We start from the raw sequence: 12,605 nt of genomic DNA, 5'->3' as shown, positions 1-12,605 counted from the left end.
ATTTAGTGTGGGATAGAAGGTTAATCGTCCGATTCAGAATTGGATGACGAGCGACTCTTTTTGGCCCTCGGGTGCGCGTTGTCATAAACCTTCGCTAAGTGCTGAAAGTCTAAACTAGTATAGATTTGGGTGGTGGAGATATTTTCATGGCCAAGCAACTCTTGTACCGCTCTTAAATTGCCACTGGATTCCAACATATGAGTGGCAAACGAGTGGCGCAATTTATGCGGGCTGATATGACTCGAAACGCCTTGCTTAATGCCCCATTCTTCCATACGTTTTTGCACATTGCGATGCGAGATCCGAGTACCACGTTTCGAGACAAATAACGCCGGCTCTTCTTGATGAGCCAGACTCGAACGCACAGTAAGCCAACGCTCTAACCATTGTTTGGCTTGGCCAGAAAAAGGCGCTTTACGCTCTTTGTTCCCTTTACCAATAACGCGAATTTCACCGACGCTTAATTGTACATGTTGGGTATCAATGCTGACTAATTCCGCTAAACGCAAGCCTGCGCCATACATCAGTTCCATCATCGCGCGGTCGCGAATCGATAATGGGTCATCATCATTCACTTCAAGTAGTTGACCCACTTCATCAATATCTAAATTCTTCGGTAATGGGCGTTTTTTCTTCGGCGCGGACACCCCTTTCGCTGGGTTGGCCGTTAATTCATCAATCGAGATTAAATAATCAAAGAAGCTACGCAAAGACGATAAACGCGTACCAATGCTGCTGGCTTTTAACCCTTCACGCATACCTTTACTGGCCAATTGCCTAACCCAACCCGCATCTACTTGCTGCCAGTCCGTTACCCCTAAATCAACTAACTGCTGAGTCATAATGGTTAACTGACGCTGGTAGTTAGATTGGGTATGGGCGCTTAAGCCTCTTTCATGATGCAAATAATCATAAAAACGTTGCAGTGATGAGGCTAAACTCGCAGGAAAATTAGGATTCATTGGCGCAACTTAAGGTTTCTAGTTCGCTCGATTCCACTTGCTCATCCAGCAACTGAACCATAAAAGTGACTAATTCGGTCAGGTGACGCAAAAATAAAGTGTCCATTTCGGGTTGGAAATGGCCGCCTTCTTGACTAGAAAAAGCCAATAAACCTAATTTTTTATTATGCGCCGCCAAAGGCAAAATTACGTAAGAGCCTAATTCAGACATTTCATTATTGGCAAAACGATCACCACCAAATAACGCGTAGCGATCCTGGCGATTTAAACGCCCAAGGTAGGCATCTTTACCATTGAGATGGTTGGTGACAAATCGTTTATAGGTCTCGGATGATAAATGCCAATCGGTCTTAGCATGATCAAGCAATAAAAGGTGAGATTTTAAGCCGATCTTGCGGCTATATTGCATGATTTCTTGATCAAGCGCTGCGATTGATTGACAAGCGAGTAACGACTTTTGCAAATCCATCAACTGATGAAACGTACGATCATTTTTGGCCGCCAAAGACATCATTTGCGTGATATCTTCTTCTAGCTCTTCAATGCGCTGACGTTGACGGCGCATTTGTACTTCCACCAAAGACACCGCGCCTTGATGCTGATGGGAAATCGCTAAGCGGTCCACCAGCTCAGGACGATGTAAAAAGAAATCAGGATTATCTTTTAAATATTCTGCTACCGTTTCGGCAGTCAAATGATCCGGTTGCATCACTCACTCTATATTTTAAATGTATTATTAACAGCTAATTTGGCCGTCATACACATGCGCCACAGGGCCGGTCATGTATAACGGTTTACCTTGGCCTTGCCAGAAAATACGCAACTTACCGCCCGGTAATTGTACCGTCACTTCTTGATCAAGTACTCCTTGATCAATACCGATTGCCACCGCAGCACACGCGCCGCTACCACAAGCCTGCGTTTCACCTGCGCCACGCTCGTATACACGTAGCTTAACGTTTTGACGGTCAATAATTTGCATAAAACCGGCATTAACGCGCTCAGGAAAACGTTCGTGCCCTTCCATTAATGGGCCGATATTATCGACATCAAAAGACTCGACATCTTCCACAATGGTCACCACATGTGGGTTACCCATGCTTACCGCGCCACAAAATAAAGTATGTTCACCGGCACGTAAAATATAGGTCTTTTCTGCTTGTTTTGCTTTAAACGGGATTTTGCTTGGCTCAAAAATCGGTTGGCCCATATTGACCGTCACCGAATCTAAACTCTCAACTTTCAGCACCATACGGCCTTTTTTAGTGCTGACATTAATGCTGTATTTATTGGTTAAGCCTTTCATGCGGACAAAACGGGCAAAACAACGCGCGCCGTTACCACATTGTTCCACTTCACTGCCATCAGCATTAAAAATGCGGTAATGAAAGTCGGTTTCTGGATCATAGGGCGCTTCTACCACCAATAATTGATCAAAACCGACACCAGTATGGCGATCGGCCAAACGGCGGATCAAATCAGGTGAAAAGAAGATGTTTTGAGTAATACAATCGACCACCATAAAGTCATTACCCAAACCGTGCATTTTAGAAAAATGGAAATGCATATCGCCTCATTAATTCAAATAAAACGCCCTAACGAATCGATCGTTAGGGCGTAAGCTGTTAGGTTTATTCTGGTAGGATATTTTCCAATTCCCACAAACTGCTTAATGCTTCTCGCTGACGAACAAGATGAACAGCAGAGCCATCCACCATTACTTCAGCTGCACGAGCACGCGTATTGTAGTTAGAAGCCATCACAAAACCATAAGCGCCAGCAGAACGTACTGCCAGTAAATCACCCTCTTCAAGCACTAACTCACGGTCTTTACCTAAAAAGTCTCCAGTTTCACAAATAGGCCCAACCAAATCATAAGTGGTTGGCTGGCCTTGACGCGGAGCAACCGGCACAATATCCATCCAAGCTTGATATAACGCTGGACGAATCAAATCATTCATCGCCGCATCAATCACTGCAAAGTTTTTATGCTCAGTAGGTTTGAGTAGTTCTACTTTGGTTAGTAGTACACCGGCATTCGCCGCAATGGCACGTCCCGGCTCAAACACTAACTCTAAATGGCCATGGTTTTCTAAACGAGATAGCAAGGCTTTTGCGTACTCGGAAGGTTGTGGGGGCAACTCATCACGATACACCACGCCTAAACCACCACCGACATCAAGGTGACGGATATTAATGCCTTGTTCAGTCAGTTGGTCGATCAACGCAAGTAAACGATCGGTGGCATCGATAAACGGCGCAAGATCGGTTAATTGAGAACCGATATGACAGTCAATACCCTGTACGTCTAAATTCTCTAGGCTACTAGCAAACTTATACACTTGTGGCGCGCGATCAAACGCGATACCAAATTTATTATCACGTAAACCAGTCGAAATATAAGGATGAGTATGCGCATCAACATCCGGGTTAATACGTAAAGAAATCGGAGCAATCACCCCAAGCTCACCCGCGACTTTATTTAATCGCTCAAGTTCAGGCTCTGACTCAACGTTAAAGCATTTAATGCCAAGCTCTAATGCGCGTTTCATTTCAGCGGGTGTTTTACCTACCCCGGAAAACACCACCTTTTTCGGATCGCCACCGGCGGCAATCACTCGCTCAAGTTCACCACCAGACACGATATCAAATCCAGAACCTAGGCGAGCAAGCACATTCAATACACCAATGTTCGAATTGGCTTTCACCGCATAACAGACTAAATGCGGATGATCGGCCACCGAAGAATCAAATGCTTTCCAATGGCGCTCTAAAGTGGCACGAGAATAGACATAAAGTGGCGTACCATATTGTTGCGCTAATTGCGTAAGAGAGACGTCTTCAGCCCACAGCTGACCATCATCCTGATAATTAAAAAAATCCAATGTTCTCTTCCTTATTCTATTCTGCTTTTTGAGCCTCTGCAGGCTGGTTAGGGTCTGTTGCAGGTTCTGGTTGCGTCGTTTCAACTGGCTTCACTGTCACAGAGCCTCCATCAGAGCCTGAGATAGAAACTTCACCGGTATTCACTGGCTCAGGCTGCTCATCAGGCAAGTAAAGAGGGCCAGTTTGACCACAACCGGCTAAGCCAAGTAGAGTTAACGCAAGTAAGCTAAAAGTTGTTTTTTTCATCGTGATATCGTGATTAATCATTCAATGCCCCCTATAATCGCACCACACACAAGAAAAGCAATAGCCAAGCTATCTCAACCAATAGGATCAAACCAATGAACGATACGGAATTCCACCAATTAGTCGATATTCAGATGACGAAAATTGAAGAAGCAATTGATGATTCTGGCGCCGATATTGATTATGACGTGTCAGGAAATGTAATGACCCTCGAGTTTGAAGACCGTAGCCAAATCATCATTAACCGCCAAGAGCCGATGCATGAAATCTGGTTAGCGTCAAAATCGGGCGGTTATCACTTTAAATATAATGATGGCGAGTGGATTTGCTCAAAAACGGGCGCAGAGCTTTTCAGCCTAGTGAAAACTGAATGTGAAAGGCACGCTAACGAAACCATTGAGTGGATATAATTTAGTCGCCAAAGCTTAAAAAAGAAAACCGCTATTCGTAGATAATCGAATAGCGGCAGCAAATCAGCTAATTAAGATAAATTCAGATTGGAAGCAGGAGCGAGTCCCTTGTATAAACTCTAGTCAACCAGCCATGGTTTACTAAATCAAAATTGCCTTTTTTTTCTCCATCGGTATTATCTCGGTTCATTTTTCGTCACACATCACACTAGGGTCTGTTGACCTTTCGTGATTGTTTTACAGCGAATTGTTGGGTATTTGAACAAGGCAGAGACTCCGTGGTGTAGCTAGCCTACACGAGGAGTCGATAACGCAGTACAAATGCCCAACAAACGCTACCCGAAGGGTTCGGCTAAAAACGCTTTATGCTTCGTTAAGTCTCATTTACTTAGAATACTAGGCTACAATCGACTTGCCTCGCCTAAAACGCTTTTATCTCGAACAAAACCTAACCACCAAAGATCAACAGACCCTAGGAGTTAAACGGTTATGTCATTCGATCCTAAAAACGCCAGTAAAACATTGGATGCTCTAGGCTTGCGCTGCCCAGAACCTGTGATGATGGTCAGAAAGACCATTCGTACCATGCAAGATGGCGAAATATTATTAATCACCGCCGATGATCCATCGACTACTCGTGACATTCCGAGCTTCTGCCGCTTTATGGATCACCAACTATTACACGCGAGTACTGACGAACTGCCGTACCTGTTCGCGATCAAAAAAGGTTTAAACTAAAAACGGCCTATCCTTAACCAAGGATAGACCGCCGTCATCGAATCAGTATTGAGCTTATTTGCGTTCAAGCCGAGTTAGCCGCACCGTCAATTCAGTTAACTGTTTCTTCATTGGAATGATGTAAAGAATGCGAATCCAAGACTCAACCGCCAGTCCGGCCAAAATAATCGCCCCCGCCACCATCGGCAACCACATATCTGTGACCATCATACCGATTAGTGTTAATGCCAAACCAAAGGTAAATAAGTAACTTTGGCTCTTTGGGGTCATACCTGCGTAACGTGTCAACATCGCATTACCTCACTATTTATAGGGTATATAAATAGTATAGTGACAAGCATGACAAATAGATGAATTAAACATCACTAAACCAATAAAAACTTAAAGGCGATAGCAATCAAAACAATGCCACCCAATAACTCCGCTTTGCTTTCAAGCCAAGTGCCACTTTTACGCCCAATAAACACACCGATAAAGCTGAATAAAAACGTCACAATACCAATCAAAGCACACGCTAAAAATGGGTTAACATCCAATAGTGGTAAGCTGAAACCAGCAGCCATCGCATCAACACTGGTGGCGATCGCCAGAGTTAACATCACACGGTGAGTGATTTGCGCGATATCTTCTTCAATACCTTCAACAAATGACTCGTAAATCATTTTGGCGCCAATAAACAACAATAATATAAACGCAATATAAGGCGCATAATCTTCAATCCAACCCAACACCCCATGGCCACCTAAGAATCCAATAAAAGGCATCAAAGCCTGAAAGACCCCAAAGTAAATGCCCGCTTTCAATGCCAAACCACTTGGCTTTTGGGTTTGCGTCCCTAACTTGGCCCCCAAGCCAATCGATACCGCAAAAGCATCCATACTTAACGCTAGGGCTAACAACACCACATCCAACATTGCTTATTCTCACTATTCTTTATTATTTTGCCGTTTTAAGGCTTATTTGTCGCAAAAGCATATAAGTTCCCTGCTTTTCATTCAATCAATAAAGCATTTACTGCAATCATAGATTGAGGCGAATAAGTGAACTCGCTATACTGCTACACAATTTTCAGTTAAAAATCGCGCGATTTAGTAGGCAAAAAAGACTATGCAAAAATACGACGTCAAAACCTTTCAAGGGATGATCCTCGCGCTGCAGGATTATTGGGCCCAAGTAGGCTGTACCATTGTTCAACCTTTAGATATGGAAGTAGGTGCAGGTACCTCTCACCCGATGACCTGCCTTCGCGCGATTGGTCCAGAGCCAATTGCTACCGCTTACGTTCAACCATCACGTCGTCCAACCGATGGCCGTTATGGTGAAAACCCGAACCGCCTTCAGCATTACTATCAATTCCAAGTGATCATCAAGCCTTCTCCTGACAACATTCAAGAGTTGTACCTAGGCTCATTAGAAGTGCTTGGCATTGACCCATTAGTACACGACATTCGTTTCGTAGAAGATAACTGGGAAAACCCAACGTTAGGCGCATGGGGCTTAGGCTGGGAAGTGTGGCTAAACGGCATGGAAGTGACTCAGTTTACTTACTTCCAACAAGTGGGTGGTCTAGAGTGTAAGCCTGTGACCGGTGAAATCACGTACGGTATCGAACGTCTTGCGATGTACATTCAAGGTGTTGATTCGGTTTACGACTTAGTTTGGACCGACGGCCCATTAGGTAAAGTAACCTACGGTGATATCTTCCACCAAAATGAGGTGGAACAATCCACCTACAACTTCGAACACGCCGATGTTGATTTCCTATTCAGCTTCTTCGATCAGTGTGAAAAAGAATGTTTGCACTTACTTGAACTTGAAAAACCTCTACCGCTTCCTGCTTACGAGCGCATTCTAAAAGCCGGTCATGCGTTTAACTTGCTTGATGCTCGTAAAGCGATTTCGGTGACTGAACGTCAACGCTATATCTTACGCATTCGTAACTTAACCAAAGCCGTCGCAGAAGCTTATTATGCTTCTCGTGAAGCGCTAGGGTTCCCAATGTGTAAAGACAAGCAAGCTGAGGAGAAGTAATCATGGCTAAGAATTTCCTAATTGAACTCGGCACCGAAGAGTTACCACCAACGCAACTTCGCACCTTAGCTGAAGCGTTTGCTAGCAACTTTGAAGCGGAACTAAAAGCGGCTGATCTTGAGCACCAAGGCGTGAAATGGTACGCCGCACCTCGTCGTTTGGCGCTAAAAGTAAGCTCACTGGCTGAAAGCCAACAAGATAAAATCGTTGAAAAACGTGGCCCTGCGATTGCTCAAGCGTTTGATGCCGATGGCAATCCAACTAAAGCAGCTCAAGGTTGGGCGCGTGGTAATGGCATTACGGTTGAACAAGCAGACCGCTTGAAAACCGACAAAGGCGAATGGCTACTGTATAAGCAAGAAGTCAAAGGCCAAGCAGTCAAAGACCTAGTGGTCGATATGGCAGCCAAAGCACTGGCTAACCTACCGATTGCCAAGCCAATGCGTTGGGGTGACAAAGAAACCCAATTTATTCGTCCAGTGAAAACATTAACCATTCTATTTGGCGATGAGCTTATCCAAGGTGAAATCCTAGGTGTGGCTTCTGATCGTGTTATTCGTGGTCACCGTTTCATGGGTGAACGTGAATTTACTATCGACAATGCCGATCAATACCCAACATTACTGGCTGAAAAAGGCAAAGTAATGGCCGATTACGAAGAACGTAAAGCGATCATTTTACGAGATTCACAAAAAGCCGCGGCGGCGGTTGGCGGTACGGCTGATCTGGAAGATGATCTAGTCGAAGAAGTGACGTCTTTGGTTGAATGGCCAGTGGTATTAACCGCTAAGTTTGAAGAAGAGTTCTTAAAAGTGCCTTCAGAAGCCTTGGTTTACACCATGAAAGGCGACCAAAAGTACTTCCCTGTCTACGATGACAATAAGAAGCTACTACCAAACTTCATCTTCGTATCGAACATTGAATCAAAAGACCCTCGTCAAGTGATCGAAGGTAACGAGAAAGTGGTTCGTCCTCGCCTAGCGGATGCCGAATTCTTCTTTAATACCGACCGTAAACGTACTTTGGAATCACACCTTCCTGAATTGGAAACCGCGATTTTCCAAAAGCAACTCGGTACCATCAAAGACAAAACCGACCGCATCACTGAATTAGCCGGATTTATTGCTGAGCAAATTGGTGCCGACGTTGAGAAATCAAAACGCGCAGGCCTATTAGCTAAATGTGATTTGATGACTTCTATGGTATTTGAATTCACCGACACTCAAGGTGTGATGGGCATGCACTACGCTCGTCACGACGGTGAAGACGAAGAAGTCGCCGTGGCACTTAACGAACAATACATGCCTCGCTTTGCTGGTGATGACTTGCCAAGCTCGGATGTGGCAGCGTCTGTTGCGATGGCCGATAAACTGGATACCTTAGTCGGCATCTTCGGCATTGGCCAAGCACCAAAAGGTTCGGATCCATTTGCACTACGTCGTGCCTCTTTAGGTATTCTGCGCATTATCGTAGAGAAAGGTTACAACCTAGACCTCACGGTGCTGATCGCGAAAGCCAAAGAACTTCTCGGTGACAAACTGACTAATGCTAACGTTGAAGCTGACGTATTAGATTTCATGTTAGGCCGTTTCCGCGCTTGGTATCAAGATGAAGGCTTTAGCGTTGATATCATTCAAGCAGTATTGGCTCGTCGCCCGACTAAACCACTGGATTTTGACCAGCGCGTTAAAGCGGTATCGCACTTCCGTGGTTTAGATGCCGCTGAAGCACTTGCCGCGGCTAACAAACGTGTGGGTAACATCCTAGCGAAATTCGATGGCGAACTAAGCGCAGACATCGACCTTGCTCTACTGCAAGAAGATGCCGAAAAAGCCCTAGCTGAAAACGTTGAAGTGATGACCGAAGCATTAGAACCTGCATTTGCGACAGGTGATTACCAACAAGCGCTAAGCAAGTTGGCAGATCTTCGTGAGCCGGTTGATGCCTTCTTCGATAACGTGATGGTTATGGCAGACGATGAAGCGCTGAAAAAGAACCGCCTGACTCTACTGAACAACTTACGTAACTTGTTCTTGCAGATTGCGGACATCTCTTTACTGCAAAAATAAGCATTAGAATTAATCGGTAACAAAACATCGCTTTGTTAACTGATTAAAAGCATTAAGATTAAGCCCAAGCTATACTCAATGTAGCTTGGGCTTTTTAATACCAATCACACTCATTAGATGGTCAAACACTTTTAGCAAGCAAGGGTGATCAGATAGTTGGTAAGGTTGGTATCATCATTTGAAAGGATTCTAATTAGTGCCAATATTGCAGTTATTACATCGCTGGATAACCGCTAAATTTAACCGCTTAACCGGGCAGAATTTACTGTTCGCGTTATTGGTTTATTTGACGATTTCATGGAGCCTGCTTTATCTCGCCAATGAAACGGCACTCACTCCCTTCGCAGATTTCATCTATTACATCATGGTAACTGGCTCTACCGTCGGTTATGGCGATATGTCGCCCACAACTGAAATGGGTAAATGGGTCACGGCATTATTTATTATTCCGGGTGGGGTGGGTTTATTTGCCATGGTCATCGGACGTTTGGCCACTAACGCTATTCAACTATGGAAAGCACGATTAATGGGGCACAGAAAAGTGAATGTAGAAAATCATATTTTAATTTTAGGTTGGAGCGAACAACGTACTCCTCACCTAATCGAAATGCTGCTACATGAAATCAAAAGCAGTCATCAAGATATTGTGTTGTGTTCAGCACAACAAATTGAAAACCCTTTTCCCAGCAAAGTAGAGTTCGTTCATGTCAGCTCATTTACCGATGAACATGACATGGCCAAAGCGGGAGTCTCAAAAGCTAAAACCATCATTATTGATCTCGATAGCGACAACGACATCATGGCGGCCGGTTTGAACTGCGCCAATGAAAACCCCGATGCGCATATTGTCACCTACTTCCGCGATGCTCATCTAGGCACACTACTCAAGCAACACTGCAAAAACGTCGAATGCATTCCTTCAATTGCCTCAGAAATGATCGCTAAATCGGCGGTCGATCCCGGCTCAAGCCAATTGCATTACGAACTGGTCAATAATGCGCTTGGCATGACTCAATACATGGTCAAATACCAAGGACAGCCCACCAGCTTTAATACCGTGTTCTCGCGCTTTAAACAGCAATACGATGCAATTTTAATTGCGATAAACCATGGTGACGGCTTAACACTCAACCCACCATTGGAGCACACCATAAAAAAAGACGATGTGCTGGTGTATATCGCCGATGAGCGCATTAGTGGGATTGATTGGAAAACCTTTGTTTAACTCCTCACGATCACCTATCCACTAAAGCAATGACTCATTTTTATGGCTTTTTTGTTGCACGTGTTTATCGTTCCCTCTTTCTCTCAATAGCACAATCAGGTATGTTCAACATTCAATAACAAACCGTAACGTTGGATGTAAAGGATATGCAGTTCTCTCAGTTTGGTGACAAGTTTAATCGCTACTCAGGCATTACTCAGTTAATGGATGATCTTAATGATGGCCTCCGCACTCCAGGCGCCATCATGCTCGGTGGCGGTAACCCCGCTGCCATTCCACAAATGCTCGATTACTTTAAACAAGCCAGCTGTGAAATGCTCAATAATGGCGAACTGATTGCCGCCATGACCAACTACGATGGCCCGCAAGGCAAAAATGTATTTATCCAAGCGTTAGCGGACTTATTACAGCAAACCTATGGTTGGGATATCAGCCCGAAAAACATCAGCCTGACCAACGGCAGCCAAAGCGCCTTCTTCTCACTGTTTAATCTGTTTGCTGGTCACCAAGCCGATGGTAGCCATAAGAAAATACTCCTACCTTTAGCACCAGAATATATTGGTTATAGTGATGCCGGAATTGATGAAGATATCTTTGTGTCTTATCACCCGGAAATAGAGTTACTGGATAATCGCATGTTTAAGTACCATGTCGATTTTGATCAAGTGCACATTGATGACTCTGTGGCGGCGATTTGCGCTTCTCGCCCAACCAATCCAACGGGCAATGTCTTAACGGATGAAGAAGTTCGTAAGCTCGATAAGCTAGCCCGAGATAACAATATTCCGCTGATCATTGATAACGCTTACGGCACGCCTTTCCCTAATATTATTTTTGAAGAGGTCACGCCCTTTTGGAATGACAACACGATTTTGTGCATGAGCCTCTCTAAACTTGGTTTGCCGGGCGTGCGTTGCGGCATTGTGATTGCCAGCGAAGCCATGACTCAGGCGATGACCAATGTTAATGGCATTATCAATCTAGCCCCTTGCAGCATTGGGCCAGCCATCGCCACCCACATGATCAAACAAGGGGATTTGCTGCCACTTAGCGAAAATGTGATTAAACCTTACTACCAACATAAAGCGCAGCATGCGGTAGAACTATTACAAAGTGCGATTCCCGACTCTCGCTTTAAAATCCATAAGCCGGAAGGCGCAATTTTCTTATGGCTATGGTTTGATGAACTGCCGATCACCACGATGGAACTCTACCAACGCTTAAAAGCCCGTGGTGTATTGATTGTTCCGGGGGAATACTTCTTCTTCGGCCAACAAGATAAAGATGAAAAGTGGGATCATGCCCATCAATGCTTACGCATGAACTACGTACAAAATGAACAAGATATGCAGCGTGGTATTGAAATTATTGCTGAAGAAGTGAATAAGGCGTATCAACTAAGTAACTAACTCTCTCAAATATCAAGTATAAAAAAGGGTGCCTCATCAGCACCCTTCTCTTCCTTTATGTGTTTGCTAAATTAGTTATTTTCTAGCAACTCTTTACCATTAATAGCGATTTTACGTGGTTGCATCGCTTCTGGAATTTCACGCTCCAAATCGATATGTAATAGGCCATTTTCCATATCGGCGCCCAACACTTTTACGTAATCCGCGAGTTGGAATTTACGTTCAAAATCACGCTCAGCAATGCCTTGATAAACGTAGTTTTTACCTTCTTCTGGTTGACGTTCACCACGTACAATCAGCATGTTTTCGTGTTGAGTGATATCAAGGTTCTCTTCAGAAAAACCGGCGACCGCCATAGTAATACGGAAGTGGTTTTCATCTTGTTTCTCAATATTGTATGGAGGGTAACCGCCAGATGAATTTTTGGCGTTATTTGATTCCATTAGGTTTAATAAACGATCAAAACCAATGGCGTTACGGTATAAAGGTGAGAAGTCTACATTACGCATAATACTATCCTCTAAATTAAGCAATAGTGTGCAAAGAATCGACCCGAGCCGAAGCTTGCGGTTTGATTTAAGTGCCTATCTATAACCCTATCGGCGAAATAGATTCAGCGTTACCAGGAA

Annotated in this window: 13 protein-coding genes and 1 pseudogene; 6 read left to right on the top strand and 8 right to left on the bottom strand. The window is 44.3% G+C overall.

Annotated elements, in window-relative coordinates; all coding sequences use genetic code 11:
- Positions 1 to 20 precede the first annotated feature (20 nt).
- The 5 genes and pseudogenes from xerC to lptM all read right to left on the bottom strand — a co-directional run.
- On the bottom strand, positions 21 to 962 hold the full coding sequence (gene xerC / locus VRUMOI_RS00145) for a tyrosine recombinase XerC (protein WP_089138041.1): 942 nt from the start codon (positions 960 to 962) through the stop codon (positions 21 to 23).
- Positions 952 to 1,671 carry a DUF484 family protein gene (locus VRUMOI_RS00140; RefSeq protein ID WP_089138040.1) on the bottom strand — a complete coding sequence of 240 codons (720 nt, stop codon included), beginning with the start codon at positions 1,669 to 1,671 and terminating at the stop codon, positions 952 to 954. Before VRUMOI_RS00140 ends, xerC begins: the two co-directional genes overlap by 11 nt.
- Positions 1,672 to 1,698: 27 nt before the next feature.
- Positions 1,699 to 2,529: a diaminopimelate epimerase gene (dapF, locus tag VRUMOI_RS00135; RefSeq protein ID WP_089138039.1), complete on the bottom strand. Its 831-nt coding sequence runs from the start codon at positions 2,527 to 2,529 to the stop codon at positions 1,699 to 1,701.
- A 64-nt stretch (positions 2,530 to 2,593) separates the two neighbouring features.
- Positions 2,594 to 3,847: a diaminopimelate decarboxylase gene (gene lysA / locus VRUMOI_RS00130; protein ID WP_089138038.1), complete on the bottom strand. Its 1,254-nt coding sequence runs from the start codon at positions 3,845 to 3,847 to the stop codon at positions 2,594 to 2,596.
- A gap of 151 nt (positions 3,848 to 3,998) precedes the next feature.
- Positions 3,999 to 4,094 (bottom strand): annotated as a pseudogene (gene lptM / locus VRUMOI_RS19690) (LPS translocon maturation chaperone LptM); the annotation flags it as partial.
- A 95-nt stretch (positions 4,095 to 4,189) separates the two neighbouring features.
- On the opposite strand from lptM, the gene cyaY reads away from it, so the two are divergent.
- Positions 4,190 to 4,504, top strand: coding sequence for an iron donor protein CyaY (cyaY, locus tag VRUMOI_RS00120; protein ID WP_089138037.1), 315 nt, complete (start codon positions 4,190 to 4,192; stop codon positions 4,502 to 4,504).
- A gap of 489 nt (positions 4,505 to 4,993) precedes the next feature.
- Positions 4,994 to 5,242, top strand: a complete 249-nt coding sequence (tusA, locus tag VRUMOI_RS00115; protein WP_089138036.1) for a sulfurtransferase TusA — start codon at positions 4,994 to 4,996, stop codon at positions 5,240 to 5,242.
- Between the two features lie 54 nt (positions 5,243 to 5,296).
- Here tusA and VRUMOI_RS00110 read toward each other — a convergent pair whose 3' ends face one another.
- Both VRUMOI_RS00110 and VRUMOI_RS00105 read right to left on the bottom strand, forming a co-directional pair.
- Complete coding sequence (locus VRUMOI_RS00110; RefSeq protein ID WP_089138035.1) at positions 5,297 to 5,533, bottom strand: hypothetical protein; 237 nt, start codon at positions 5,531 to 5,533, stop codon at positions 5,297 to 5,299.
- A 74-nt stretch (positions 5,534 to 5,607) separates the two neighbouring features.
- Complete coding sequence (locus VRUMOI_RS00105; protein ID WP_089138034.1) at positions 5,608 to 6,156, bottom strand: manganese efflux pump MntP; 549 nt, start codon at positions 6,154 to 6,156, stop codon at positions 5,608 to 5,610.
- Positions 6,157 to 6,349: 193 nt separating this feature from the next.
- On the opposite strand from VRUMOI_RS00105, the gene glyQ reads away from it, so the two are divergent.
- The 4 genes from glyQ (at position 6,350) to VRUMOI_RS00085 (ending at position 11,976) form a co-directional block, all read left to right on the top strand.
- Entirely contained in the window at positions 6,350 to 7,273 is a 924-nt protein-coding gene (gene glyQ, locus VRUMOI_RS00100; protein ID WP_089138033.1) for a glycine--tRNA ligase subunit alpha, read from the top strand.
- Positions 7,274 to 7,275: 2 nt separating this feature from the next.
- Positions 7,276 to 9,342 (top strand): glycine--tRNA ligase subunit beta, encoded by a 2,067-nt coding sequence (gene glyS, locus VRUMOI_RS00095; protein ID WP_089138032.1) that lies wholly within the window; start codon positions 7,276 to 7,278, stop codon positions 9,340 to 9,342.
- Between the two features lie 196 nt (positions 9,343 to 9,538).
- Complete coding sequence (locus VRUMOI_RS00090; protein WP_174208795.1) at positions 9,539 to 10,567, top strand: potassium channel family protein; 1,029 nt, start codon at positions 9,539 to 9,541, stop codon at positions 10,565 to 10,567.
- Between the two features lie 146 nt (positions 10,568 to 10,713).
- The gene (locus VRUMOI_RS00085; protein WP_089138031.1) at positions 10,714 to 11,976 is read left to right on the top strand and encodes a valine--pyruvate transaminase; all 1,263 of its coding nucleotides are present in this window, start codon (positions 10,714 to 10,716) and stop codon (positions 11,974 to 11,976) included.
- A gap of 71 nt (positions 11,977 to 12,047) precedes the next feature.
- Here VRUMOI_RS00085 and VRUMOI_RS00080 read toward each other — a convergent pair whose 3' ends face one another.
- Positions 12,048 to 12,485 (bottom strand): Hsp20 family protein, encoded by a 438-nt coding sequence (locus VRUMOI_RS00080; protein WP_089138030.1) that lies wholly within the window; start codon positions 12,483 to 12,485, stop codon positions 12,048 to 12,050.
- Between the last annotated feature and the right edge of the window lie 120 nt (positions 12,486 to 12,605).

The sequence above is a fragment of the Vibrio rumoiensis genome, from assembly GCF_002218045.2.
Taxonomy (GTDB): domain Bacteria; phylum Pseudomonadota; class Gammaproteobacteria; order Enterobacterales; family Vibrionaceae; genus Vibrio; species Vibrio rumoiensis.
This window is presented reverse-complemented; position numbering and strand designations above follow the sequence as displayed.